This is a genomic window from Bradyrhizobium sp. USDA 3650 (genome assembly GCF_054057395.1).
Map to the genome: position 1 here is coordinate 723,190 of NZ_JBSRZG010000001.1, position 25,641 is coordinate 748,830.

At 65.0% G+C, this 25,641-nt stretch carries 19 protein-coding genes; 7 read left to right on the top strand and 12 right to left on the bottom strand.

Annotated elements, in window-relative coordinates; all coding sequences use genetic code 11:
• The first annotated feature begins 74 nt into the window (after positions 1-74).
• Positions 75-1,433 (top strand): peptidoglycan DD-metalloendopeptidase family protein, encoded by a 1,359-nt coding sequence (locus tag ACVIN2_RS03540; protein WP_456764508.1) that lies wholly within the window; start codon positions 75-77, stop codon positions 1,431-1,433.
• A 98-nt stretch (positions 1,434-1,531) separates the two neighbouring features.
• Positions 1,532-2,017: a low affinity iron permease family protein gene (locus ACVIN2_RS03545; RefSeq protein ID WP_456764509.1), complete on the top strand. Its 486-nt coding sequence runs from the start codon at positions 1,532-1,534 to the stop codon at positions 2,015-2,017.
• Between the two features lie 149 nt (positions 2,018-2,166).
• Here ACVIN2_RS03545 and ACVIN2_RS03550 read toward each other — a convergent pair whose 3' ends face one another.
• The 7 genes from ACVIN2_RS03550 to ACVIN2_RS03580 form a co-directional block, all read right to left on the bottom strand.
• Positions 2,167-3,402 (bottom strand): ABC transporter substrate-binding protein, encoded by a 1,236-nt coding sequence (locus tag ACVIN2_RS03550; RefSeq protein WP_456764510.1) that lies wholly within the window; start codon positions 3,400-3,402, stop codon positions 2,167-2,169.
• A 106-nt stretch (positions 3,403-3,508) separates the two neighbouring features.
• Positions 3,509-4,420, bottom strand: coding sequence for a DMT family transporter (locus ACVIN2_RS03555; RefSeq protein ID WP_456764511.1), 912 nt, complete (start codon positions 4,418-4,420; stop codon positions 3,509-3,511).
• Between the two features lie 79 nt (positions 4,421-4,499).
• Positions 4,500-5,375 carry a DMT family transporter gene (locus tag ACVIN2_RS03560; protein ID WP_456764512.1) on the bottom strand — a complete coding sequence of 292 codons (876 nt, stop codon included), beginning with the start codon at positions 5,373-5,375 and terminating at the stop codon, positions 4,500-4,502.
• A gap of 14 nt (positions 5,376-5,389) precedes the next feature.
• Complete coding sequence (locus ACVIN2_RS03565) at positions 5,390-6,271, bottom strand: NAD(P)-dependent oxidoreductase (protein WP_456764513.1); 882 nt, start codon at positions 6,269-6,271, stop codon at positions 5,390-5,392.
• A protein-coding gene (gene prfB / locus ACVIN2_RS03570; protein WP_456764514.1) for a peptide chain release factor 2 occupies positions 6,271-7,402 on the bottom strand; the annotation gives its coding sequence in 2 pieces (ribosomal slippage) (positions 6,271-7,332 and positions 7,334-7,402; 1,131 coding nt in all). The genes ACVIN2_RS03565 and prfB overlap by 1 nt, the downstream gene beginning before the upstream one ends.
• A gap of 111 nt (positions 7,403-7,513) precedes the next feature.
• Positions 7,514-10,015, bottom strand: coding sequence for a penicillin-binding protein 1A (locus tag ACVIN2_RS03575; RefSeq protein ID WP_354054830.1), 2,502 nt, complete (start codon positions 10,013-10,015; stop codon positions 7,514-7,516).
• Positions 10,016-10,348: 333 nt separating this feature from the next.
• On the bottom strand, positions 10,349-11,641 hold the full coding sequence (locus tag ACVIN2_RS03580; protein ID WP_456764515.1) for an N-acetylmuramoyl-L-alanine amidase: 1,293 nt from the start codon (positions 11,639-11,641) through the stop codon (positions 10,349-10,351).
• Positions 11,642-12,345: 704 nt separating this feature from the next.
• On the opposite strand from ACVIN2_RS03580, the gene ACVIN2_RS03585 reads away from it, so the two are divergent.
• Complete coding sequence (locus ACVIN2_RS03585) at positions 12,346-15,411, top strand: Rne/Rng family ribonuclease (RefSeq protein ID WP_456764516.1); 3,066 nt, start codon at positions 12,346-12,348, stop codon at positions 15,409-15,411.
• A 67-nt stretch (positions 15,412-15,478) separates the two neighbouring features.
• Here the strand turns inward: ACVIN2_RS03585 and ACVIN2_RS03590 are convergent, their stop codons facing one another.
• Positions 15,479-16,162, bottom strand: a complete 684-nt coding sequence (locus ACVIN2_RS03590) for a helix-turn-helix domain-containing protein (protein ID WP_456764517.1) — start codon at positions 16,160-16,162, stop codon at positions 15,479-15,481.
• A gap of 209 nt (positions 16,163-16,371) precedes the next feature.
• Between ACVIN2_RS03590 and ACVIN2_RS03595 the strand changes: the two genes are divergently transcribed.
• The 3 genes from ACVIN2_RS03595 (at position 16,372) to ACVIN2_RS03605 (ending at position 20,414) form a co-directional block, all read left to right on the top strand.
• On the top strand, positions 16,372-17,868 hold the full coding sequence (locus ACVIN2_RS03595; protein WP_456764518.1) for an amidase: 1,497 nt from the start codon (positions 16,372-16,374) through the stop codon (positions 17,866-17,868).
• A gap of 69 nt (positions 17,869-17,937) precedes the next feature.
• Complete coding sequence (locus ACVIN2_RS03600; protein WP_456764519.1) at positions 17,938-19,164, top strand: MFS transporter; 1,227 nt, start codon at positions 17,938-17,940, stop codon at positions 19,162-19,164.
• A 17-nt stretch (positions 19,165-19,181) separates the two neighbouring features.
• A complete protein-coding gene (locus ACVIN2_RS03605) occupies positions 19,182-20,414 on the top strand; it encodes an NAD(P)/FAD-dependent oxidoreductase (protein ID WP_456764520.1) in 1,233 nt (410 codons plus the stop codon).
• Between the two features lie 73 nt (positions 20,415-20,487).
• On the opposite strand, the gene ACVIN2_RS03610 is transcribed toward ACVIN2_RS03605, so the two are convergent.
• Entirely contained in the window at positions 20,488-21,324 is an 837-nt protein-coding gene (locus tag ACVIN2_RS03610) for a helix-turn-helix transcriptional regulator (protein ID WP_456764521.1), read from the bottom strand.
• Positions 21,325-21,413: 89 nt separating this feature from the next.
• On the opposite strand from ACVIN2_RS03610, the gene ACVIN2_RS03615 reads away from it, so the two are divergent.
• Positions 21,414-22,292, top strand: coding sequence for an SDR family oxidoreductase (locus ACVIN2_RS03615; RefSeq protein ID WP_456764522.1), 879 nt, complete (start codon positions 21,414-21,416; stop codon positions 22,290-22,292).
• 26 nt (positions 22,293-22,318) lie between these two features.
• Here ACVIN2_RS03615 and ACVIN2_RS03620 read toward each other — a convergent pair whose 3' ends face one another.
• The 3 genes from ACVIN2_RS03620 to ACVIN2_RS03630 all read right to left on the bottom strand — a co-directional run bounded on the left by ACVIN2_RS03620 (position 22,319) and on the right by ACVIN2_RS03630 (position 25,567).
• Positions 22,319-23,653, bottom strand: a complete 1,335-nt coding sequence (locus ACVIN2_RS03620; RefSeq protein ID WP_456764523.1) for a dicarboxylate/amino acid:cation symporter — start codon at positions 23,651-23,653, stop codon at positions 22,319-22,321.
• An 84-nt stretch (positions 23,654-23,737) separates the two neighbouring features.
• The gene (locus ACVIN2_RS03625; protein WP_456769637.1) at positions 23,738-24,292 is read right to left on the bottom strand and encodes a biotin transporter BioY; all 555 of its coding nucleotides are present in this window, start codon (positions 24,290-24,292) and stop codon (positions 23,738-23,740) included.
• Positions 24,293-24,379: 87 nt separating this feature from the next.
• Positions 24,380-25,567: a pyridoxal phosphate-dependent aminotransferase gene (locus ACVIN2_RS03630; protein WP_456764524.1), complete on the bottom strand. Its 1,188-nt coding sequence runs from the start codon at positions 25,565-25,567 to the stop codon at positions 24,380-24,382.
• Positions 25,568-25,641: the final 74 nt, after the last annotated feature.

Sequence of the window (25,641 nt, forward strand, 5' to 3'; positions counted from 1 at the left end):
AATTAACCATGACCGGCCCAGATTGCCGCGGCAATTAGGCCGCACGGACTCATCCGATCGGCGCGGGAGTGCCGATGTCGAAAAGTTCTGCCCAATTCTCGCAGTACCCCCAACATCACCCCCACGACCACGGACGCGCCTTTCATCGCCGTGCTGCCGCGGTGGCAACCGCGCTTCCCCTTCCGGACACCGACGATGCCTACACTATCGTGCATCACGGCAAGCAGGTTCGCCTGGGGCCTGTGGTGTTCTGGATCGTGGTCGGCACGATCGTATTGCTCGGGCTCTGGTCGGCCGCAACCGCGACCTATTTCGCCTTCCGCGACGACGTCCTCACCCGGCTGATCGCCCGGCAGGCCGAGATGCAATACGCCTATGAGGACCGCATCGCCGAGCTACGCGCCAAAGTCGACCGCACCACCAGCCGGCAGTTGCTCGACCAGGAGCAGTTCGACCAGAAGCTCGACCAGATCATGAAGCGCCAGACGGCGCTGGAGTCCCGTGCCACGGCGCTCGGGTCCATGCCGGACGTGACCGGATCGATTCCCCGCTCCACCCCGCAGCGTGGCGATGCCAGCCAGACGACGCAGGGCACGCCTAAGCCTTCGCCAATTAGCGACACCGTCATCTTCGTGGCACCGCCGGATCGCGAAGCGCGGCTCGAGTCGCGCGCGCCGACCCTCGCAGCTCCGCCCGTCAATCAATTCGCCAAGAATCAAGGGTTCGACAACGTCGTCGTTCGGCTCACGACCTCGCTGGACCAGGTCGAGCGTCGCCAGATGGCGGCGCTCAACGCCGTCGAGGAAGGCATGGATTCGCGCATGCGCCGGATGCGCGGCGTCGTCAGCGATCTCGGCCTGAACCTCGCAAATCTCGAAGCCGCCGTACCGCGCACGGCAATGGGCGGGCCTTTCGTACCCGTTAAGCTCACCGCCAGTTCGGGGCCGTTCGAGAAGCAGCTCTATCGCATCAACAGCACCCGCGCCGAGATGGACCGGCTCAATCGCACGCTCGCACTCGTGCCCTATCGCAAGCCCGTCATCGGCGAGGTCGAGTTCACCTCCGGCTTCGGCGTGCGCAGCGATCCGTTCCTCGGCCGGCCCGCGATGCACACCGGGCTCGACTTCCGCGCCGCGAGCGGCGATCCCGTTCGCGTCACTGCCAACGGCAAGGTCGTCTCCGCCGGCTGGTCCGGCGGCTACGGCCGCATGATCGAGGTCGATCACGGCAATGGTCTTGCGACCCGCTACGGCCATCTCTCCGAGATCAATGTCCGGGTCGGCGAGATCGTGAAGATCGGCCAGGTCGTTGGTCTCGTCGGGTCGACCGGCCGATCCACCGGCCCGCATTTGCACTATGAAACCCGCATCGACGGCGAAGCGGTCGATCCGCAGAAGTTCTTGCGCGCCGGCGTGCGACTCAGTGCGGGCTAGGCTCGTTGAGAGCGCGCTCGCCTAGTCGCTGTTTACATCGCGGAACTTCGGAGTTCCCTCCGCGTTAGGTCGCAGGTCCTCAATGGCGCGATCTTCTGATGCAACCGACCAATACGAAAACTCGTCCGGCCAAGGGTAAAGCGGACCAGCCACGCAACAGCGCGGCTCAACTCTTCAGCAATATTGCTAACCGAACATCTCAAGCTGCCGGGCGCGCGCTGACATTCATGATTGCCGCCGGCATCGTCCTGGTTTGGGCGGTCACCGGTCCTGTCTTCCATTACTCCGACACATGGCAGTTGGTGATCAACACCGGCACCACAATCGTGACGTTCCTGATGGTCTTTCTGATTCAGAATTCCCAGAATCGCGATAGCGCGGCGATCCAGGTGAAGCTCGACGAACTGATCCGGGTGAGCGCGGCGCACAATTCATTCGTAGGAATCGAGCATTTGACCGACGACGAGCTCGACGAGATCCGCACCAAATGTGAGCTTCGCGCCGAGGCCGAGAAGGTCGGAGAAGAGACGGTCAAGAGTGCCGGCAAGAAGGCGAAACGCGCCGCCGATCTCGTCACCGAATAAGCGGGGCCGAAAACGACGAGGCGCGCAGCTTCGTTCGAAATCGCAGCATTTCGGCAGGCTCTGCTCGCCAGCGATCCTGCTGTGATCCGGAAATATTTTTAGGCGGCGCGGAGGAGAGTTGCGCGACTTCACTCCGCAGCCAGCTTTGACTACTGGCCGCGCTCGTGGCCGACCTCACCGGTGATGACGTCGCCGAACAGCTCCCAGGCCTGCCCGTTGAAGCGCATCAGCTGCATCTGCTCGATCGGGAAATAATCGTCGGCCGAGGTGTTGACCATGATGCCGGGCAGCATCAGGTCGGTGTGAAAATCCTTCAGGTTCGTGGCCTGCTTCATCACGTTGTCTCGCGTGAGATTGTCGCCGCACTGCTTCAGCACCTGCGCCATCGCCTCGGCCTGGACGTAGCCGTAAACATTGTTGGAATTCGCCTTGTCGCCGTCAGGGTAATATTTGTCCATGAACTCGCGCCATTTGATCACCGCAGGATCCTTGTCCCAGGTCGGATCGGTCGGGTCCTTCAGATAGACGGTCGAGATGATGTCCTTGGAATAGTCGAGCCCGGCGGGCTTGAGCACCGAGGCGACCGAGGTCGCAGTGTTAGCCAGGAAGAATTTTGGCTTCCAGCCGAGTTCGCCGACTTTCCGGATCGCCTGTGCCGAGCCTTTCGGCGCGGCCCATGAGAAGAAGATGTCGGCGCCGGAATCGTGAAGCGCAACGATCTGCGAGTCGATCGAGGGATCGCTGACCTCATAGGATTTGTCGGCGATGATCATATTGGCCTTGTCGCCAAGCCCGTCCTTCAGGCCCTTGAACTGGTCCTTGCCGGCGTCGTCGTTCTGCCAGAACACCGCGATCTTGCTGTTCGGAAACTTGTCACGGATATATTTCGCGTAGATCCGCCCCTCGCTCTGGTAGTTCGGCTGAAATCCCATGGTCCATGGAAAATTCTTGGGGTCGCCGAACTTGGTGCCGCCGGAGGCGACGAAGAGCTGCGGCACCTTCTTGGAATTCATGTATTTCATGATCGCGGAGTTCGAAGGCGTGCCGAGCGGCTGGAAGATCAGCAACACCTCGTCGCTCTCGACCAGCTTGCGCGCCTGCTCGATCGCCTTTGGCGGCGAATAGGCGTCGTCATAGCTGATGAAATTGATCTTGCGGCCGTTGATGCCGCCCTGGTCATTGATCATCTTGAAGAACGCGGCCTCGGTCTTGCCGATCACGCCATAGGACGACGCCGGCCCGCTATAGGGCATGATATTGCCAAGCTTGATTTCAGTGTCGGTGGCGCCGGGATCGTACTTTTTCTGCGCCAGGGCCGGTGTCGTGACGAGCACGCCGGCAGCTAGAATGGCGAGGGCAGCAAGGTTATTGCGACGACCCGGCATCGTTCTCTCCCCTGTTTTATAGTCTTGTTTTGCCGGCAGTGTCGCAAGCTCGCTTACGGCTGGCAAGCGCCGCGATTTTCCGTGAGGTGAAACGAGCGCTCCAGAACTATGTGCCGCGCCGCAGCAGGTTCAGAACGCGCCCGTCGATCACCAGCAATGCGCTGCCGATCACGATCGCGCCCGCGATTTCACGCAGGGAGATCGGCTCGCCCAGCACCAGCCATCCCAGAAGAATGGCGGTGACGGGAATGAGCAGCGTCACCAGCATCACATTGGTCGCACCCGACCGCCGCAGGATCTGGAAGAAGACGATATAGGCGAGCGCCGTCGACAGGCCGGCAAGGCCGAGCACCGCCAGCCAAATCGTCACGCCCGGCATTCGTAGACGCCACGGCTGCTCCACTGCGCCGGCGACGATCGACATCATCACCGTGGAAGCCATCAGTTGAAATGCTGCCGTCCCCAGCGGCGGGGAGTCCCTCAACAACCGTCGCGCTGCCAGCGCCGCAAAGCCATAGCTGAAGGCGCCGCCGAGGCAGAGCAGGATGCCCAGCCCCTGCCCCGCCCGTGTCTCGACGCCCCATCCGCGCAGGATGATCACGCCGGCGAGGCCCAGTGCTACGCCGGCGACGCGGCGGAGCCGTAAGGCCTCTTCGCCTGCCGCCGCCATCACGATCACCGTGAACAGCGGCGTGGTGGCATTCAGGACCGACGCCAGCCCGCTTGGAATGAAAGTCTGGCCGATCACGATCAGCGAGAACGGGATGACGTTGTTGAGGAGCCCAATCGCGACGAACGGCTTCCAGCCGGCGATGCCCCGGGGGAAACTGATGCCCTGCATGCGGAGCAGCGGCAGCAGAACGGCCGCGCCAAGCGCGACACGCAAAAGCACCAACGTCAGCGGCGGCAATTCGCGCAACGCCGCGCCATTGAAGAAGAACGAGCCGCCCCAGAGCACCGAGAGCAAAGCGAGCAGCGACCAGTCTCGCGTGTCGATCCGGTTGTCGTTCGAGGGCATGGCGTCTCACAGCGATGGTCCGACCTGCTAGGACTGCGCGACCAAAATTGCCACCCGATTTCCGCGGAAAGGGCGAGATTCAGGATCGATCGCGACTTCGCGCGTCAACCGCGATATCCGCAACCACCGCCCCAATGACCAGGGCACCGCCAACAAGGGCGTGGACCGCAGGTATCTCGCGAAAGGCAAGCCAGATCCAGAACGGCATCAGCGGCGTCTCCAGCGTCGCGATCAGGGACGACTGGCTCGACGGCAAGAAGCGCGAGCCGAGCACGAACAGCGTCAGGCCGAGTGCGACCTGGAGGCAGCCGAACATAGCGAGAGTCAGAAGATCAGCTCCGCCCACATGTGCGAGATCGCGGGCAAACGGCAGACTGACGAGACTTCCCAGGAAATTGGAGAGTGCGGCTGCCGCCACCATAGACGTCTGCCGGTAGCGCCGGATGACCACCGTCATGGCGGAGACGGCGAGCACCATCAGGCAGCTCAGAGCGACGCCGCCGAGATCGGCGCCGGCCTGCACGCCGCCCACCGTGACGGCCACGCCGACAAAAGCAATCAGGCTCGCGATCAGCGTCCGCCATGTCGCGGCCTCACCCAGCCACAGCCATGCCAGCGCAGCCGCAACGAAGGGCTGCGTTGCGATCAGTACCGCGACATTCATGACGTTGGTGATCTGAAGAGCGGGAATGAAGGAGACCATGGCGACCGTGGACAATGACGCGACGAGCAAGCCGCCCTTCCCCGGAACGACCAATTTCCGCAGCGCGCCGCGTCCCTGCATCACGACGAGAAACACCGTGATCAGGCTGCCGCCGAACAGGCCGCGCCAGAACAGGATGGTCCAGGGATCGAACGGCAGAAGCCGCGTGAAGAACGGCGCCGTGCTCCAGGCAATCGCGGCTGATATGACGAGGGCAATGCCGAGACCGCGTTCCGAACGAGGCTGCCCCATCTCGATGTGATCCGCTAAGATGGTTTCTTCGGCCGCGACACCAGCTCGATCATCTTGCCTTCGTCGTCGTCAGGCATCGCGGCCTTCGCCTGCGCGTAGGCCTCGACCGCGGCGCGTGCGACCAGCGGCTTGTCGGCCAGCAGGCTCTCGGCGAGCTTCACCGCGTAGGCGGCATCCTTGTGCCGCAGCGACGCCGTGAACGTCGCTCCGGAAAAATCGCGGGCGACCATGCGCCTGGAGTGACGCTGCACCTGCGGACTTGCGGCAACGCCAGCCTGAATCGAGTCCAGCACGAGATTCATGTCGAGCCCGGCCTGCTCGGCAATGGCAAGCCCCTCGGCGAGGCCGGCGATCTGGATCGCGCCCATCAGATTGTTGATCAGCTTGTAGACCGTGCCGGCGCCGACCGCGCCGAAATGGCGGATGGTCGAGCCGATCGGTTCGAGATAGGGCCGCGCGCGTTCGAGATCGGCGGCATCGGCACCAACGAGCAGCGTCAGCTTTCCGCTGGCGGCCGCATCCGGCAATCCCGTCACGGGGCAATCGATATAGATCAGCCCGCGCGCATTCATTTCGCGGCCCATCTCGCGCGCATGGTCATAGGAGACGGTGGAGCATTCGATCGCGATGGTGCCGGCCTTCGCCGTCTTGGCTGCGCCCTCGGGCCCGAGCCAGACGGCGCGCGAGGCCTCGTCATCGGCGACCATGGTCACGACCGCGTCGGCGTCGATCGCCGCGTCCTCAGGCGAGGTCGCCCACTGCGCGCCGCGCGCGAGCAGATCTTCCGCCTTGGCCTTGCTGCGATTCCACACGGTCACCGTGAAGCCAGCATCGAGATAGCGGCCGGCCATGCCATGGCCCATCCGCCCAAGCCCGATGAAGGCGATCCGCGGCATCAGTCGACATCCTCGATATCGGCGCCGGGAGTGCCGAAGGCGCGCTGCGCCAGGGTCGCGGCCATGAAGTCGTCGAGATCGCCGCCGAGTACGCCCGACGTGTCGGAGGTCTGCACACCCGTGCGCAGATCTTTCACCATCTGGTACGGTTGCAGCACGTAGGAGCGGATCTGGTGGCCCCAGCCGATGTCGGTCTTGGCGGCCTGGTCGGCGGCGGCTTTCTCTTCCCGCCGCTTCAGCTCGATCTGGTAAAGCCGGGCGCGCAGCATGTCCCAGGCCTGCGCCTTGTTCTTGTGCTGCGAGCGGCCGGCCTGGCAGACCACGGCGACGCCGGTCGGGATATGCGTCAGCCGTACCGCGGACTCGGTCTTGTTGACGTGCTGGCCGCCGGCACCACCGGAGCGCATGGTGTCGACGCGAACGTCGGATTCCTTGATGTCGATCTTGATGGTGTCGTCGATCACCGGAAACACAGCTACGGATGAGAACGAGGTGTGCCGCCGCGCATTGGAATCGAACGGCGAGATCCGCACCAGGCGGTGCACGCCCGCCTCGGTCTTGAGCCAGCCATAGGCGTTGTGGCCGGAGACCTGGATGGTCGCGGACTTGATACCGGCCTCTTCGCCCTCGGACTCTTCCAACATCTCGACCTTGAAGCCGCGGGTTTCGGCCCAGCGCGAGTACATGCGGAGCAGCATCTGCGCCCAGTCCTGGCTCTCGGTGCCGCCGGCGCCGGCATGCACTTCGAGATAGGAATCGAAACTATCGGCCTCGCCCGACAGCAGCGCCTCGAGCTCGCGTCGGGCGACTTCCTTCTTGAGGGTCTTGAGCGCGGCTTCGGCTTCCTTGACGACGCCCTCATCGCCCTCGGCTTCGCCGAGTTCGATCATGCCGATGTCGTCTTCGAGCTCCTGCTCGACCTTGCCGATGCCGGAGAGCGCATCCTCAAGCGAGGTGCGCTCCTGCATCAATTTCTGGGCTTTCTGGGGATCGTTCCAGAGGTTGGGATCTTCTGCGAGCTTGTTCAGCTCAGCGAGGCGCGCCGTCGATTTCTCGACGTCAAAGATGCCTCCTCAGCAGCCCGACAGACTGCTTGATCTCTTCTACCAACCGTTCGATTTCGGCGCGCATGTGATTCTCTGGTCTCGCGGGATTGTTCCGCGTCTAATGACATCGGGATGTAGCGGCGACGGCTGCAAAGCGCAACCGCCGCGGCGACGAACATCTGTCTTGTCCTAAGCCCTAGTACAGCCCGCCGGTGCCCGGCCGCATGAAGAAACCGGAATCCGGCTGCTGCTGCTGCGATGCCGGCATGCGGCCGTCGGCATCGGCAACGCCGATGACCGAATAATTATCCGGCGGCGCCGTGCCCGGCTTGAAGGCTTCGAGGATGGTTCCGCCGGTCTCGCCCGGACCGGCGCGCATGCCGGACTTGGCGACGACCCGCACCAGCTTGATGCCGGCCGGCACCTTGAACGGGACCGCGGGCTTGTCGGCGAGCGCGAGCTGAAGGAAGTCGCGTGCGATGGGAGCTGCCAGATGGCCGCCGGTCGCAGCGTTACCCTTGCCGAGCGGACGCGGCTTATCGTAGCCCATATAGATGGCGACGGCGACGTCGGGCGAGAAGCCGACGAACCAGGCGTCCTTGGCCTCGTTGGTGGTGCCGGTCTTGCCGGCGATCGGCTTGCCGACCTGCTTGACCACGGTCGCGGTACCGGCCTGGACCACGCCTTCCATCAGCTCGGTGATCTGATAGGCGGTCATGGAATCCAGCACCTGCTCGCGGCGGTCGATCAGCTGCGGCTCGTTCTGGTTCTTCCAACCACCCGGAGCGTCGCAGCCGCGGCATTCGCGCTGGTCGTGCTTGAAGATGGTGTGGCCGTAGCGATCCTGGATCCGGTCGATCAGGGTCGGCTTCACCCGGCGGCCGCCATTGGCGAGCATCGAATAGGCCGTGACCATGCGCATCGCCGTGGTCTCGCCGGCGCCGAGCGCGTAGGAAAGATAGTTCGGCAGTTCGTCATAAACGCCGAAGCGGCGGGCATATTCACCGATCAGGGGCATGCCGATGTCCTGGGCGAGGCGCACCGTCACCGTGTTGAGCGACTGCCGCAGCGCATTGCGCAACGTCACCGGCCCCTGGAATTTGCCCGAGGAGAAGTTTTCAGGCCGCCACACGCCCGCGCCCTGGCCCTGGTCGATCTCGATGGGCGCGTCGAGCACGACAGTCGAGGGCGTATAGCCGTTGTCGAGCGCGGCCGAATAGACGATCGGCTTGAACGACGAACCGGGCTGCCGATAGGCCTGCGTGGCGCGGTTGAACTGGCTCTGGTCGAACGAGAAGCCGCCGACCATCGCCAGCACGCGGCCGGTCCAGGGGTCCATCACCACCATCGCGCCGGACACTTCGGGAATCTGGCGCAGCCGGTACTGGCCTTCGACAGGCTGGGCGTCCTTGTATAGCGGATCGGCGTAGATCACGTCGCCGGGCTGGAGCACCTGCGACACTGCGCTTGCCGCCCTGCCCTTCGCAGCCCCCGAGGCCGCTCTCGCCCATTTGATACCGTCGAGCGTGATGAGACCGGTCTCGCGCTGCTTGCTGACGGCGCCGCCGAGCTCGCGGCTCGGCTGGAAGCCGATGCGCGCCGACTGATCGCTGGTCTCCAGCACCACCGCCATGCGCCACGGCGAGATATCGGACAGAGACTTGATCTCGGCGAGCTTCACGCCCCAGTCGCCTGAAATATCGAGCTTGCTGATGGCGCCGCGATAGCCCTGCTGCTCGTCATAGTTCACGAGACCGGCGACCATGGTCTTGCGCGCCATGACCTGGATCTTCGGATCGAGCGTGGTGCGGACCGAGAGGCCGCCCTCGTACAGCTTCTTCTCGCCATAGCGCTCGAAGATGTCGCGGCGCACTTCCTCGGCGAAATATTCGCCGGCGAAGGTGTGGGCGCCATTGGAACGGCTGGTCACGGCCAGCGGCTCCTTGCGCGCCTTGTCGGCGTCGGCCTGCTTGACCCAGCCGTTCTCAACCAGACGATCGATCACGTAGTTGCGCCGCTCGATGGCGCGGTCGCGGTTGCGGACGGGATGCAGGGTCGCGGGCATCTTCGGCAGCGCCGCCAGATAGGACGCCTCCGCCACCGTCAGCTCGTTCACCGACTTGTCGAAATAAACCAGGGACGCCGCCGCGATTCCGTAGGCACCTAGGCCCAGATAGATTTCATTCAGATACAGCTCGAGGATCTTGTCCTTCGAGTAGGTCTTCTCGATCCGCATCGCCAGCAAGGCTTCCTTGATCTTGCGGGCGAAGGAGACCTCGTTGGTCAGAAGGAAGTTCTTGGCGACCTGCTGGGTGATCGTGGAAGCGCCCTGCGGACGGCGGTTGGAGCCGTAGTTCTGGATGTAGACCACGCCGGCGCGCGCCATGCCGGTGTAGTCGATGCCGCCATGCTCGTAGAAATTCTTGTCCTCGGCCGCGAGGAAGGCATTGATCACGAGCTTCGGCACCGCCTGGATCGGGAGGTAAAGCCGCCGCTCCTTGGCGTATTCGCCGAGCAGCGAGCCGTCGGTCGCGTGCACGCGGGTCATCACCGGCGGCTCGTAATCCTGAAGCTGAGAGTAGTCCGGCAAGTCCTTGGAGAAATGCCAGATCAGGCCTGCGATGGCACCGACCCCGACAAGGAACAACACCGTTCCCGCGGCGAACAGGAAGCCCATGAACCGCACCAGCAAGCGCATTATCTGTTTATCCGTTCAAACTCTGGATCAGCCCAAAGATCAGCCCAAAGATCAGCCCAAGACCAGCTTAAGATCAGCCCTCAGCACCCGAAAACAGGCACCAAACCATCGCGAATTCACCGGCCTTACTCAATACTAGCAGTGCCGGACCCAAGACGCTTGCCGAGCGGGATTCTCGCCGATTCCGGAACCCCCTGCGGCGTTTTTATAAAGCGCCCGCTGTGGCCAAACTAGGGCTTTTGCGGTGGGACGGAAAATCACTCTCAATTCGACGATCCCCGGGTCGTCAATATGACGATCCCCCGGTCGTAAATTCGACGATCCGGCCGGTCGTCAATTGGACGATCCGGCCGTGGCCATCCGCTTGGCCAAAAACCCGTCGATCGCCTGCGCCATCGAACCCACGGCACGCGACCGCCATCCCTCGGAGACCAGATGCTCGAGGTCGCCCTTGTTGGAGACATAACCGATCTCGACCAGGACCGACGGCACGTCGGGCGCCTTCAGCACCCGGAAGCCGGCTGACTTCAGGGGATGCTTGTGCATCCGCACGGTCGACTTCATTTCGCCCATCAACAGGCGGGCAAAACGACTTGAAAAGGTGCGGGTTTCCCGCTGGGTGAGATCGATCAGGATGTCGGCGACATCGGTCGGCTCCTCCGCGAGGTTGAAGCCGGCGATGGCGTCCGCCCGGTTTTCCGCATCCGCCAGCCGCTGCGCCTCGGCGTCGGAGGCTTTGTCGGATAATGTGTAGATGGTCGCGCCCTGCGCATCGCCCTCGGCGCGCGGCAGAGCGTCGGCATGGATAGAGACGAACAACGCCGCCTTGAGGCTGCGGGCGACTTTGACCCGGTCGTTGAGCGGGATGAAAGTGTCGTCGTCCCGTGTCATCACCACGCGATATTTGCCGGTCTTTTCCAGCCGTTCGCGCAGCGCCAGGCCAAAGGCCAGCACCAGATTCTTCTCGCTCTCGCCGCTCGACTGCGTGCCGTTGTCGATGCCGCCATGGCCGGGATCGATCACGACCACCGCGCGGCCATCGGCCTTCTGCCCGGCTTCAGGGTGTGCAGATGCGGGAACCGTCGCGGGCGGCGGATCGGCAATTGCCGGCCGCAGCTCAGGGCGGTTTTCCGGAGCCAGCGACGGCACGAAGGCGGTGCGCTCGACCTCCTCCAGTTCGAGCACCAGCCGCGCCGGCTGACCGTTGGCAGCCTCCACCACGTAGGAATTGGCGATCTTGGCCGGGCCCGTCAGGTCGAACACGATTCGGGAGCCGCCGGGCATCACCAGCCCATAGCGGAAGGCCTTGACCAGGCCGCGTCCGCCGGACCCGGTTCCGGCGGGAAGTTGAAAATTGACCTGGGGCACGTCGACCACCACCCGGTACGGGTCAGCCAAGGTGACGGCGCGGAAGGTCACGGCCTGATCGATGTCGAGGACAAAGCGGGTTTGCCGCCCGTCACCGGCCAGCCGGGCGGCCGAGGCCGTCGGGAAATTCGCTGATGCAACAGGGAGTTGAGGCTGACTTTCGGCGGCCTTCAGGCGCGAGGAATCAGCACACGGCAATGCCGACGCGCAGAGCAGCACGCATCCCAGCAGGATCCTTTGATTTGCGCGGCTCGCCACCGATTCCGTGCCTCCGAGCAGCCTCTTTAACGCAATAGAACCACAGGGTTAAACGATCCTTAATGACGGACACGCGAAACTCGCTGACTGTGACCGCCGTGCGACGCTCCTTGCACGGATGGCCCAATCCACGTATGTACGGAATGCTGACGGCCGATATTTCCGGTTGTGTCGCATTCAGCCTCCCGGTGCAGCGCCGGAACTCTCAAGGTTTGGGAATTCCAGCGTTTTTCCGTTCCCCTCTAAGTCCAGCGCGGTGCGCGGCAGCAAGGTGGAGCGGGGCAAGCCCCGGCGGCGGACGGTTCCCGGTTACCACCACGTTTCCGGGACGGTTCTGACAGCGGCGCAACCCGTTACCCGGTCCCTTAATCCCAAGGGAGCGGTTCGTAATACCCAAGGCGAGCGCGCTCGCGCCATGCCTGGCCAACAGCAACTGATTGAGGGGCGGCCCCGCCGCCCAATGTTTCATACGGGCCGACGCTTGATGCGCCAGACTGTGCCGACCAATTCTGAAGGACCATTCGCGACGCTGCGGAGTGAAAATTCCGCGCGCCGCTTTGGTCCTCCGGCTTTCGGTTCGGCAAGGCGCGAGAGACGGCGTTTCGGCCTTCCCCTCACCCCCGAATCAGGTGGACCGTCGCGTCACCCGGCAGCGCTGATGGCGCCCACGGTGAATCGCGCCCGCCGCCGCCAAGAGTTAAGACATGCCCAACAAGATGTTGATCGATGCCACCCACCCGGAAGAGACCCGGGTCGTCGTGGTCCGCGGCAATCGCGTCGAAGAGTTTGATTTCGAGACCGCGCAACGCAAGCAACTGCGCGGGAATATCTACCTCGCCAAGGTCACAAGAGTCGAACCCTCGCTGCAGGCCGCTTTCGTCGAATATGGCGGCAACCGCCACGGCTTCCTCGCCTTCAGCGAAATCCATCCCGACTACTACCAGATCCCGGTTGCCGACCGGCAGGCGCTGATCGAAGCCGAGGAGCAGGCCCATCGCGAGGCCGAGGAAGAGAGCGAGAACCGCTCCCAGGGCCGCCGCCGCTCCCGCCACCGCAATTCCCGCCGCCGTAGTCATGGCGAGCGCGTCCGCAGCGAAATCGTCGAAGGCGATCCCGCGGCCCGGCAGGTCCAGGGCGAGGCCCTGCCCGAGGGCGCGTCGCACGAGGGCGAGCACCTGCACGCCGCAGAGCATCACGATGGCCACGATCATCACGATCACGGCCACGAAGCGCATGACCACGAAGGCCATGACCACGACGACCATCATCATGCCCATGGTGACGATCATCACGCCCACGATCATGGCGACCACGGTCATCACGGCGAGCACGACCACCACGACCATGATCATGCCGACGAGGCACCGGCGCCCGTCGCAGCGATCGGCGCCGAGCCCGTGGTCGCCGCAGAGGCCGTTGCCGAACCGCAAGAGATTGCCTCCGACGCACACGCCGACGATCTTGCCGAGGCCGTGACGTCGGCTACTGAGCCCGCCGACGCCGTGTACGCCGCCAGCGAGAGTGCGCAGGCTCCGCATCACGACTCCGAAGCAACGGCCGAGGACGACGACGAAGACGAGGACGACGAGGAAGCCGAAGAGGACGTTGTTGAATCCGTCGGTGGCGACGATGTGCTGGAGGAAGTGCCGGAGCGCACCTTCCGCCCCCGCCGCCAGTACAAGATCCAGGAAGTCATCAAGCGCCGCCAGGTGATGTTGGTGCAGGTCGTCAAGGAAGAGCGCGGCAACAAGGGCGCGGCGCTGACGACCTACCTCTCGCTCGCCGGCCGCTATGCCGTCTTGATGCCGAACACCGCGCGCGGCGGCGGCATCAGCCGCAAGATCACGAGCGCGCAGGACCGTTCACGCCTGAAGGAAGTGGTGCAGGATCTCGACGTGCCCGAGGGCATGGGGATCATTCTGCGCACGGCGGGTGCCGCCCGCACCAAGCCCGAGATCAAGCGCGATTTCGAGTACCTGATCCGGATGTGGGAGACGGTGCGCGACATGACGCTGAAGTCGCAGGCCCCGACCCTCGTCTACGAGGAAGGCTCGCTGATCAAGCGCTCGCTGCGCGACCTCTACAACAAGGAGATCGACGAAATCTCCGTTGCCGGCGAATCCGGCTACCGTGAAGCGCGCGACTTCATGAAGATGCTGATGCCCGCCAATGTGAGCGCGGTGAAGCAGTATCGCGACGGCCAGCCGTTGTTCTCGCGCATGGGCGTCGAAAGCCAGCTGGATGCGATGTTCTCGCCGACCGTGCAGCTGCGCTCCGGCGGCTACATCGTGATCAACCAGACCGAAGCGCTGGTCTCGATCGACGTCAACTCCGGACGTTCGACGCGCGAGCATCATATCGAGGACACCGCGCTCAAGACCAATCTCGAGGCTTCCGAGGAAGTCGCGCGTCAGCTTCGGCTGCGCGACCTCGCCGGCCTGATCGTCATCGACTTCATCGACATGGACGAGAAGCGCAACAATCGGGCGGTCGAACGCAAGCTGTCCGATTGCCTCCGGCAGGACCGCGCGCGGATCCAGGTCGGACGCATCTCGCATTTCGGCCTGCTGGAGATGTCACGCCAGCGCATCCGCGCCAGCGTGCTGGAATCCTCGACCGATCCCTGCACGCATTGCGGCGGCACCGGCCATGTGCGCTCGGTGTCCTCGGTTGCGCTCCAATTGCTGCGCGGCCTCGAAGAGATCCTGATGAAAGGCGCGACCCACAATCTGGTGGTCCGCACCCGCACCGACGTCGCGCTCTATGTGCTGAACCACAAGCGCGGCCATCTGCGCGACCTCGAGAACGGCTTCAAGGTCACGTTGGCGGTCATCGCCGACCCGAGCGTCAACGGGCCTCAGGCCTATGTCATCGACCGCGGCGAGCAGGTGCATACGCTGGAAGCCGCCAAGGCTCTGCTGGCGGCCCAGGCGGCCGCAAGCCCGCCGCCCCTGGTCGAAGAAGCCTATGACGACGAGGAGTTCGATCCCGAGACCGAATCCGAGGTCGAGACCGAGGAGACCGAGGGTCTCGTCGAGGAGCAGGCCGCAGGCGACGCCGCGACCGAACAGGACAGCCAGCGCCGCAAGCGTCGCCGTCGTCGCCGCGGTCGCGGTGGCCCGCGCGACGAGGAGACGCGCGAAGATGGCGCTCCCGCTATTGCTGAGACGGCCCTGGCAGCCGGCGAAGGCGAAGAGGATGCAGAGGCCGAGCCGGACGGCGAGGAAGGCGAGGAACAGGCAGCCCGTGGCGAGCAGCAGGGCAGCGCCGATCGCCGTCGCCGGCGTGGTCGCCGTGGCGGACGCCGCCGTCGCGGTCCTGGTGAGGAAGGTCTCGCCGGCTCCATCGGCGACGAGCTCGCGGCCAATGCGCCGTCGGAAGCGACTGAAGCAGTCGCCGATTTCGACGCTTTTGGCGGCGAGGCTGCGCCCTCGATCGCGCAGGCCGAGCACACCTCGCAGCCACAGGTCACCCAGCCAGAGCCGCGCGCCGAGGCAAAGATCGAGGCAACGGCCCAGCCTGAGCCGGCTCCTGCTGCCGCGGACGAAGAGCACGCCGACGACAAGGCTGCACGACGCCGTTCGACAGTTCGGGAGAAGGTGAGCTTCCTGTCGAGCAGCCAGAGTGAACCGGCACCGGTTGCTCAGGCGGCCGAGCCGGTTGCCCCGCCCGCACCGGCTCCGGAGCCCGCGCCCGCAGCGGCAAGCGAAACGTCGGCCGCACCGCGTCGTGCCGGCTGGTGGTCGCGCCGCTTCGGCGGCGGCGAATAGACGAGCCCCAATCAGAAACGCCCGGCCTCGGCCGGGCGTTTTTCGTTCAGCGCTCTCGTTGCCGACTTCAGAGCGACGGTGGGTCGCCTTCGATCGGCGCCACGTCGCGCGATGCGATCCGGCGGAGCTGATCATAGAGGTCGGGCGCCTCGCTGGTGCAGAGGCAGACGCCTTTCGCAGCAGGTGCTTCGCCGGCGTTGAGGTAGGCGTGGCCCATGGTGCTGTCGAGATAGATGCCGTCGCCCTCGCCCAGGATCTCCGGCGCGTAGAACTCGGTGTGGACGGCAACGCGTCCGCTCGTCACCACGAAATATTCCTCACCGGCGTGGCGCAGCAGCGGACCGAACTCCTCCAGCGAGCGCGCCCGGACTTCGGCCAGGATCGGCACCATGCGTTTGCCGATCAGATCGGTGCATTGATAGGTGTAGGTGTAGAATCCGGTCGTGATCACCTGCCCCTGCCCGGCGCGGCTGATGCTCCGTCGCGCCGTGACCGGCCGGCTCTGCTCGGGACGCGGGGGCACCGGATTGAACAGCTCGGCGATCTCCATCTTCAAGCCGGAGGTGAGCTGGAGCAGCTTGTCATAGGTCAGCGACATCAGGCCGTTCTCGACCTTGGACAGGGTCGAGAGTGCCATGCCGGTCCGCTCCGCCACCTGCTTGAGCGTCAGCCCCCGCGCCTGACGGGCAGCCTTGAGGCATTGGCCGAGCTGGGAGTTGGCGCCCCCCGGCGTCGTCATGATCTCGCTCATCGAGCGAGGGTATCACGGCCGCCGAAAAATTGTTTGACCGATCCACCTAATTTTTTCGACTGAGGGCGGCGCTAGGTTCCGCATCTGGTCGCGGCTTGGGCAGGTAAACCAGCATTTGTGCATGAAACTGCCGGTTCTGACGAATATTGGTGCGCGGCTTTCACTTTCCGATATGCTAAATGGTTTTCAAATTTTGAAAGGGATTGGCATTGTCCGACCTTTGCGATTCCAGCGCCGTTGAGCTGCGGCGCCGCCTGTCCGCCCGGGACATCTCACCCGTCGAGCTGCTGGAATCGTGCCTGTCGCGGATCGCCACCGTCAATCCCGCCGTCAACGCCGTCGTGACGCTGGACGTATCAGGCGCTCGCGCCGCTGCCAGGGAAGCCGAGGCCGCCATCCTGCGCGGCGAGGATGATGGCGCCCTTCACGGGCTCCCTGTTCTCATCAAGGACACCCAGGACACTGCTCGCCTGCGCACCACCTATGGCAGCCCGTTGCATACGGACAACGTCCCGCTCGCCGACCAGGCCTCGGTCGCGCGGCTGCGCGCGGCTGGCGCCATCATCTTCGGCAAGACCAACACGCCGGAATGGGCGGCCGGCGGCAACACCCGCAACCCCGTGTTCGGCGCAACCGGGAATCCGTTCGATCCGATGCGCTCGGCGGCCGGCTCCTCCGGCGGCTCGGCCGTGGCGCTCGCCTGCGGCATGGCCCCGCTCGCCTCGGGCTCGGACACCGGCGGCTCATTGCGCAATCCGGCGGGCTTCGCGGGCATTGTCGGCATGCGTCCGTCCTACGGACTCGTCGCCAGCGAGAAGCGCGTGTTCGGCTGGTCCAATTTGTCGACCGACGGGCCGATGGCGCGCAATGTCGCCGACACCGCGCTGATGCTGTCGGTGATGGCGAGCGACGATGCCCGCGATCCGCTCGCCTATACGCTGCCCGGCGAGGCTGTGCGCGCGGGGGCCGAACGTTGGGCAACACCGCGCGCCGCAGAACTCGGCAGGCTGCGCCTCGCCTTCACCGAAGATTTCGGCTTCGCCCCGACCGAGCAGGCGATCCGGCGCGTGTTCCGTCAGCGCGTGAGCAAGCTTGCACCTCTCTTTGCCGAGTGCCGCGAGGCGACGCCGAATTGCTCCGGCGCCGACGACGCCTTCGCTGTGCTGCGTGCAGGCATGTTCCTGGCGACACATGGCCAGAACTACAAGGAGCGGCCCGAGATGCTCGGGCCCAATGTCCGCGCCAATGTCGAAGAAGGCCTCGGCTACACGCTCGAAGATCACGCGCGCGCCGCAACGACGCAGACGCGGATCTATCGCGCCTGGCAAAGCTTCTTCGAAAGCTGCGACGTGCTGATCAGCCCGACCATCACGCTCAGTCCGCGGCCGTGGTCAGAGCCGCATCCCGCGGAGATCGACGGGGTACCAACGAAATCCTACTTCCATTGGCTCGCGCTCGCTTATGCGGTCACGCTTCCCGGCCATCCCGCCATCAGCATTCCTCTTGGCCTCGATGAAGCCGGGCTTCCTTTCGGCCTGCAGATCGTCGGTCAGCGTGGCGGTGACGCCGCCGTGCTCGCGGTGGCAGCGAGCCTCGAAGCAGCGTTCGTCGGCGACGCGCAATTGTGCCGGCCGGCGCCCGATCTGGCCCGGCTTGCCGTGGCGCCGCCGCTCTCGGCTGCACCCCGCTTCCTGACTTGGGAATGACCAGAATTTGGGAATGACCTGAACGCGGCAACGACCGAAGCCAGCCCTGGCAGAGCAACGGAGACGAGGATGACGGAATTGCCGAGGAAGACCAGCGTCGTCGCATTCGTCCTGCTCTACGTCGCCTACTGCATCTCCTATGTCGACCGCGCGGCGATCTCGCTGGCGCTGGCCCAGATCGGCAAGGACTTCAACCTCCAGGCCGCAGATCTCGGCATCGTCATCAGCGCGTTCTTCCTCGGTTATGCCGCGATGCAGGTGCCGGGCGGATGGCTCTCCGACCGCTTCGGATCGAAATATGTGGTGATCATCACCATCGTGATGTGGTCGCTGTTCACGGCGTTCACGAGTCTTGCCTGGTCACTCACCTCGCTGATCGCGATCCGCTTCCTATTCGGCATCGCCGAGGGCGGCTTCCCGCCGGCGAGCATCCGCGCCGTCGCGGAGGTGTTCAAGAAGGACAGCCGGCCGAAGATGTCGGCGCTGCTGCTGTCGTCCAACTATGCCGGCAGCATGATTGCGCCGCTGATCATGGCGCCGTTGATCCTCTGGCTCGGCTGGCGCCATGCCTTCAACGCGATCGGCATCGCGGGCATTGTCTTCGCGGTGGCCTATTTCGTCCTCGTCCCGTATCTGGGCCGCCCGGGCGCGAACGATCCGAACCCGTCGGGGGCGAAGGCCGAGAACCGTGCGCCCATGCGCGAGCTCATGAAGAATCCGCTGCTGTGGCAGCTGATGGTGGTGTGGTTCGGCCTCAGCTGCGTCAACAAGGGCCTGGATTCCTGGATGCCGCTGTATCTGCTCCAGCAGCGCGGGCTCGACCTCAAGACCGTCGGCATCGTGGCGCCGATCCCGTTCGTGATGGCGACGATCGCGACCGCGATCGGCGGTTGGGTGATGACGACGTTCTTCGCCGAGCGCGAAAAATATCTGCTGATCGGCGCCTCCGCATTGACCGGCATCTTCCTCTACGCCATGTACAAGGCGGAGACGATCGCGATGCTGATCACCTACCAGTCGGTGGTCTATTTCTTCAAATCCTTCGTGCTGGCCTCGGTGATTGCGCTTCCAACCAAACTGCTCCGCGACGACCAGATCGGATCCGGCATCGGCATGGTCAATCTCGGCGGCCAGAGCGCGGGCTTCGTCGCACCCGTGGCGATCGGCTTCATCGTGACCGGAACCGGATCGTTCGATGCCGCCTTCGGCTTCCTCGTGGCGATGACGGCGTTGTCCGCCGTGGTCGCCGCGACCATCAACACGGCAGAGCCGAAGCTCACGCCGCAGACGGCCTGACAGGAGAATTTCTTCCAATGCAAAGCGCGATCGTCCTCGGCGGCGGCATGATCGGCGTCAGCGCGGCGCTGCACCTCCAGCAGCGCGGCTGGACCGTCACGCTGATCGACCGCAGGGAGCCGGGCCGCGAGACCAGCTACGGCAATGCCGGGATGATCCAGGCGGAAGCGGTGCGCCCCTATCCGATGCCACGCGACCTCGCCACGCTCCTGAAGATCGCGACTGGCCGCACCAACGACGTGCGTTACAGCCTCTCATCGCTTCATCTCCATATCGAGCCCCTGCTCCGCTATTGGTGGCATTCGGCGCCGAAGCGGCATCGCGAGGCGATCGACGCCTGGGCGCGGCTGATCGCCTACGCGACGGCGGAGCACGACATCCTCATTCGCGAAGCCCACGCCGACAATCTGATCCGCCGCGCGGGATACCGGCACCTGCATCGCGACGCAGCTTCGTTCGATCTCGCCGTCAAGGCGGCGGAAGAGGACCAGCGCGAGTTCGGCGTGAGGTTTCGTGCGCTCTCGGGCGCCGAGCTCGCCAAGGCCGAACCTGTCCTGCGCGACGACCTGCCCGGCGCGATCCATTGGCTCGACACCTGGACCGTGTCCGATCCCGGCGCGCTGGTCACGGCCTATGCCGATCTGTTCGAGCGCCTCGGCGGCACCATCGTGCTTGGCGATGCCCAGAGCTTGCGGCAGACCGCGACCGGCTGGTCGGTCGAGACCGACGTTGGACACATCGACGCCGCCCACGCCGTGGTGACGCTCGGGCCGTGGTCGCCCGATCTCCTGCTCAAATTCGGCTATCGCATCCCGCTGGTGCGCAAGCGCGGCTACCACATGCATTACAGCGGTGGCGCCTCGCTCGATCTGCCGCTGGTCGACAAAGCCGGTGGCTACGCCATGGGTCCGATGGCGAAGGGTATCCGCATCACCACCGGCGCGGAGTTGACGGGCCTGGACGCGCTCGCAACGCCCGTGCAGCTCGCCAGCGCCGAAGCCTCCGCGCGCGAGCTGATCGATCTCGGCAAGCGGGTCGAGCCCGCCCCGTGGTTCGGCACCCGGCCCTGCACACCCGACATGCTGCCGGTGCTCGGCCCTGCCCCACGCCATCCCGGCCTCTGGATGAACTTCGGCCACGGCCACCAGGGCTTTACGCTGGGGCCCGCGACCGGGCGCCTGCTCGCCGAGATGATGAGCGGCGAAACGCCGGCGATCGATCCGACGCCGTACCGGCCGGAGCGGTTCTAATTCCCAGTGTTGACGGCAAGCACCGCGCGCGCGTCGCCAGATGCAGGTTGAACGCGCGAGTACGCAAATTCCGTCAGCCGGCGCGCTCGGCGAGAAGTGTCCTGATGCGTTCGGCATCATCAGGCGTCGCCGGATTGTAGACGACCATGCTGAGATCGGGCCTACCATCGACGGCAAAGGCCGAATATTCGAACGCGATCGGACCGAGCACGGGGTGGCGTAGATGCTTGACGCCTTCGCCATGGGCGCGGACGTCGTTGTCGCGCCATAGCGATGCGAATTCGGGGCTGAGGCGGCAGAGCTCGTCGACGAAGTCGGCGACATGCGAGACGGCCCCGGCCCGCGCTGCATCCGCCCTGAAGGCGGCGACCACGAAGCGGGCCACACTGTCCCAGTCATGTTGCGCGGCGCGCACCCGCGGCTCGCAGAAGATCAACCGCAAGATGTTGCGCCGCTCCGGCGGGAGCTTGGCGTAATCGGTCAGGACGATGGTGGCCGCGCGATTCCAGGCAACGACGTCCCAGATTGCAGTCCTGATAATCGCCGGGCTGGTCTCCAGAGCATCAAGCACGCGCTGCAGCCGCGGCGAGACGCCTTCGCTCGCCTGGTAGCGCACCTTGGGCGGGCGCCCGAGTCCGATCAGAAACAGGTGCTCGCGCTCGACATCGGTCAGCATCAGCGCTCGCGCGATGCGGTCGAGCACATCGGGCGACGGCGCGCCGCCGCGGCCCTGCTCGAGCCAGGTGTACCAGGTCGGGCTGATATTGGCGCGCTGCGCCACCTCCTCGCGGCGGAGTCCCGGCGTACGCCTGCGGCTCCCCGCGAAGCCGAACGCGGCGGCGTCGAGCCGGGTGCGGCGGTCCTTGAGGTAGGTCCCCAAGAGGTTCTCAGCTGTCGCGCTCTCGCTCATCCTGTTAGCTATCATACCCTGATAATGTCACTACTTTACCCGGATAATGCTAGCGCAGATGGTCGTCTCCACCAACTCTGGAGATACTCATGCGTGTTTTCGTCACTGGTGCCACCGGCTTCGTTGGCTCCGCCGTCGTCCGCGACCTGATCGCCGCCGGCCACCGCGTCACTGGCCTCGCCCGCTCCGACGCGGGAGCCGCGGCGCTCGCCGCGATGGGCGCCGATGTCCACCGCGGGTCGCTGGAGGACCATGCCTCCTTGCGCAGCGGCGCGGCCGCCTCCGACGGCGTCCTGCACCTCGGCTTCAACCACGACTTCTCGAAGTTTCTGGACAATTGCGAGCTCGACCGCCGCGCGATCCTGGCGATCGGCGAGGAGCTCAAGGGCTCCGGTCGCCCCCTCATCGTCACCTCCGGCGTCGCGCTGCTTGCGCCCGGCCGCCTCGCCGCCGAGGACGATGAATCATCGCACCGCTTTCCACGCGTGTCGGAAGCGACCGCGCTGTCGCTGGCCGGCGTCCGCGCCGCCGTGGTGCGTCTTCCGCCCTCCACGCATGGCGAGGGCGACCACGGCTTCGTCCCGATCCTGATCAACCTCGCGCGCCAGAAAGGCGTATCGGCCTATGTCGGCGATGGCGGCAACCGCTGGCCCGCCGCGCACCGCTTCGATGCCGCGCGCGTCTACCGGCTAGCGCTGGAGCAAGGCGCAACCGCGAAGCACTATCACGCGATCGCCGAGGAAGGCGTGCCGTTCAAGGCGATTGCGGAAGTGATCGGCCGGCGGCTCGGCGTGCCCGTGGTGTCCCAATCGCCCGAGGAAGCGGCCGCGCATTTCGGCTGGTTCGCACAGTTCGCGGCCGCCGACGTTCCGACCTCGAGCGCGAAGACGCGTGCTGCTCTCGGCTGGTCGCCAAAAGAAAAAGGGCTGATCGAGGATCTCGACCAGCCCTATTACTTCAAGATCTGACGGCGCTCGGCACCGCCAAATGCAGATCAGTCCGTCGTGACCGCCGTTTCCATGTCGGTCGGATCGATCTGCCTGGCGAGGTTGGCGTTGAGCTTGTCGCGATCGAGTTCGCCCTCCCACCAGGCGACGATCACGCAGGCAACGCCGTTGCCGCACAGATTGGTCAGCGCGCGACACTCGCTCATGAACTTGTCGATGCCGAGCACGATCGCCATGCCCGGCACGAGGCGCGGATCGACCACGGCGAGCGTCGCCGCCAGCGTGATGAAGCCCGCGCCCGTGATGCCGGAGGCACCCTTCGAGGTCAGCATCGCCACCACCAGGATGGTGAGCTGCTGGCCGAAGGTGAGATCGAAGCCTAGCGCCTGCGCGATGAACAGGGTCGCCAGCGTCATGTAGATGTTGGTGCCGTCGAGATTGAACGAATAGCCCGTGGGCACCACGAGGCCGACCACCGACTTCGAGCAGCCGAGGCGCTCGAGCTTTTCCATCAAGGACGGCAACGCGCTTTCCGAGGACGAGGTGCCGAGCACGATCAGCAGCTCGTCCTTGATGTAGGCGAGGAACTTGAAGATGGAGAAGCCGGCGAAGCGCGCGATGATTCCGAGCACGACGAACACGAACAGCGCCGCGGTCACGTAGAACGTCGCGATCAGGCCGACCAGGTTGAAGATCGCCCCGGTGCCGAACTTGCCGATGGTGTAGGCCATCGCGCCGAAGGCGCCGATCGGGGCCGCGCGCATCACGATGGAGATGACGCCGAACACCGCATGCGCGGCGTCGTCGATGAAGCTGCGGATGGTGTGGCCGCGTTCGCCGAGCCCCATGATGGCGAAGCCGAACAGCACCGAGAACAGCAACACCTGCAGGATCTCGCCCTGCGCGAAGGCGCCGACGACGGTGTCCGGAATGATATGCAGCACGAAGTCGACGGACTTCTGGCCTTCGGCCTGCTTGGCGTAATTGGCGACGGCCTGCGCGTTGGCGGCGGCGCCGCCGAAGCCCGCACCCGGCTTCACCAGATTGCCGATGATGAGTCCGATCACCAGTGCGAAGGTCGAGACGATCTCGAAATAGACCAGCGCCTTGACGCCGATGCGGCCGACCTTCTTGGCGTCCTGGATGTGGGCGATGCCCGAGACAACGGTGCAGAAGATGATCGGCGCGATCACCATCTTGATCAGCTTGATGAAGCCGTCGCCGAGTGCCTTGATCCACTCATTGGTGGCGACTGACGGCCAGAGCCAGCCGACGATGGCGCCGAGCACGATCGCGATCAACACCTGGATATAAAGGACCTTGTACCACGGCTTTGCGGCGGGCGGCGCGACCGGCGCCCCCACCATCGTTGTCGTCGTCATTGTTTCACTCCCCCTCAAAACGCCAGGCCAGCCAAGATCAACTTGGCCGGCCCTGTCAATCGGAACTGCTCGTTATTGCGCGCTTTACCTGGGATCGACGACCCGGCGTATCGCCGGCATCAACGTCGCACCCAGCGCGTTCTTGACCAGCGAGGCCGCAACGAACGGCATCAGGCCGACCTGCCACGCCTTTGCGGCGCCAAGGCCGAGGCCGAAGGCCAGCCAGCCAAAGCCCGCGGCCAGAATGAGGATGTGGCCAACGGCCATGGCCGCAAACAGCAGCATTACGCTGCGATCCCAGCCGCGCTCGGCGAGCCAGCCGGTGACGAAGGCGGCGCCAATGAAGCCGAACAGATAGCCCGCGGTCGGGCCGACCAACGGTGCGATTCCACCAACGGGACCGGCGAACACCGGCAAGCCCATTGCGCCCTCGGCGAGGTAGGCGATCATGGTTGCGCTGCCAAGCCGCCAGCCATAGGCGGCGCCGATCATCAACACGACCAGCGTCTGCAACGTCATGGGCACGTAGGGCAGCGGCAGGTTCACCTTGGCTGACAGCGCCATCAAGGCGGTGCCGAGCGCAATCAGCACGGCACCGCGCAAGGCGGCGACGGTTTCACCCGGCCGGACTGGCCACATCAAAGCGGCGAGAGGAGAATGCGTGGCGGTAGACGGGACGAAACGGTCAGACAAGTTGCACTCCAGAAGGCTGTCGAAAACTGGCGGCTATTTAAGCCAGTGAGCGATCCGGTCAACTGCTTCCCGCATCTCCGCTGCCGAACGCGCATAAGAGAGCCGTATGAATGAACGACCATGGATGGGATCGAAGTCGAGGCCCGGCGTGACCGCGACATGGGCCTGTTCGAGCATCTGCTTGGCGAATTCGAAACTGTCGGAGGTGAAGTCCGAGACGTCCGCATAGAGATAGAATGCACCGTCGGCCGGCAGAAACCTGGTCAGGCCGGCCTTGGGCAATCCCTCGATCAGGATGCGCCGGTTTTCCTGATAGCCGTGCTTGATCTCCTCCATCTCGGCCGCGCCGTCGAAGGCCGCTTCGGCCGCGATCTGCGACAGCGACGGCACCGAGATCGACAGGTTCTGCTGCAGCCGCTCGATCGGCCGCACCAGAATCTCGGGCACGACCATCCAGCCGACGCGCCAGCCCGTCATGCAAAAATACTTCGAGAACGAGTTGATCACGAGCGCGTGGTCCGAGAGCGCCGCCGCCGTCACCGCGGGAAACGCGTAGTCGAGCCCGTGATAGATCTCGTCCGAGATGAAACGGATGCCCGCGTCTTCCGCCGCCGCGATCAGGCCAGCGAGCGCCTCGCGGGACATCATGGTCCCGGTCGGATTGGCGGGGCTGCCGACCAGCACGCCCTTCAGCGGAGCCTTGCGATGGGCGGCCAGCAGCGCCTCGCCGGTCAACGCATGGCGCGTGTCGTTCGTGGTCTCGATCAGCACCGGCTCGCAGCCCAGCGCAGTGAGGATATGACGGTACGGCGGATAACCCGGCACCGTTACGGCAACGCGGTCGCCCGGCTCGAACATCGCGAGGAATGCCAGAATGAACCCGCCGGAGGAGCCGGTGGTCACCACGATCCGCTCGGGGCTAACGTCACAGCCATAGGCATCGCGATAATGCCGCGCGATGCGCGCGCGCAAGGAGGGGATGCCGAGTGCTGAGGTATAATCGATCCGCCCCGCCTCGAGCGCCGCATGGGCGGCTGCAATCGCGGTCTTCGGCGCGCCCGCGGCGGGCTGGCCAACCTCCATGTGGATGACATGGCCCCCGGCCGCCTCGATTCGGGCCGCCGCGGCCATCACGTCCATCACCATGAACGGGGGAACATCGCTGCGGCGGGAGGGCGCGAGCCACTCTCCCAATCGGTTCCTCAAGGTCGCATCGTGCATCGATTTCTGCTATTCGCTGGCGGGGCCGATCCGTCCGACCCGGGAAAAACGGGGTGCTTGCGCCCCAGACTGGC

Excerpts from the sequence above, each read along its gene's own strand:
- ACVIN2_RS03600 (WP_456764519.1), top strand. The coding sequence starts at position 17,938 with ATGACGGAATTGCCGAGGAAGACCAGCGTCGTCGCATTCGTCCTGCTC.
- ACVIN2_RS03615 (WP_456764522.1), top strand. The coding sequence starts at position 21,414 with ATGCGTGTTTTCGTCACTGGTGCCACCGGCTTCGTTGGCTCCGCCGTC.
- ACVIN2_RS03540 (WP_456764508.1), top strand. The coding sequence starts at position 75 with ATGTCGAAAAGTTCTGCCCAATTCTCGCAGTACCCCCAACATCACCCC.
- ACVIN2_RS03545 (WP_456764509.1), top strand. The coding sequence starts at position 1,532 with ATGCAACCGACCAATACGAAAACTCGTCCGGCCAAGGGTAAAGCGGAC.
- ACVIN2_RS03625 (WP_456769637.1), bottom strand. The coding sequence starts at position 24,292 with ATGTGGCCAGTCCGGCCGGGTGAAACCGTCGCCGCCTTGCGCGGTGCC.
- ACVIN2_RS03575 (WP_354054830.1), bottom strand. The coding sequence starts at position 10,015 with ATGCGCTTGCTGGTGCGGTTCATGGGCTTCCTGTTCGCCGCGGGAACG.
- ACVIN2_RS03610 (WP_456764521.1), bottom strand. The coding sequence starts at position 21,324 with ATGAGCGAGAGCGCGACAGCTGAGAACCTCTTGGGGACCTACCTCAAG.
- ACVIN2_RS03565 (WP_456764513.1), bottom strand. The coding sequence starts at position 6,271 with ATGCCGCGGATCGCCTTCATCGGGCTTGGGCGGATGGGCCATGGCATG.
- ACVIN2_RS03560 (WP_456764512.1), bottom strand. The coding sequence starts at position 5,375 with ATGGGGCAGCCTCGTTCGGAACGCGGTCTCGGCATTGCCCTCGTCATA.
- ACVIN2_RS03550 (WP_456764510.1), bottom strand. The coding sequence starts at position 3,402 with ATGCCGGGTCGTCGCAATAACCTTGCTGCCCTCGCCATTCTAGCTGCC.
- ACVIN2_RS03630 (WP_456764524.1), bottom strand. The coding sequence starts at position 25,567 with ATGCACGATGCGACCTTGAGGAACCGATTGGGAGAGTGGCTCGCGCCC.
- ACVIN2_RS03605 (WP_456764520.1), top strand. The coding sequence starts at position 19,182 with ATGCAAAGCGCGATCGTCCTCGGCGGCGGCATGATCGGCGTCAGCGCG.
- ACVIN2_RS03620 (WP_456764523.1), bottom strand. The coding sequence starts at position 23,653 with ATGACGACGACAACGATGGTGGGGGCGCCGGTCGCGCCGCCCGCCGCA.
- ACVIN2_RS03585 (WP_456764516.1), top strand. The coding sequence starts at position 12,346 with ATGCCCAACAAGATGTTGATCGATGCCACCCACCCGGAAGAGACCCGG.
- ACVIN2_RS03590 (WP_456764517.1), bottom strand. The coding sequence starts at position 16,162 with ATGAGCGAGATCATGACGACGCCGGGGGGCGCCAACTCCCAGCTCGGC.
- ACVIN2_RS03555 (WP_456764511.1), bottom strand. The coding sequence starts at position 4,420 with ATGCCCTCGAACGACAACCGGATCGACACGCGAGACTGGTCGCTGCTC.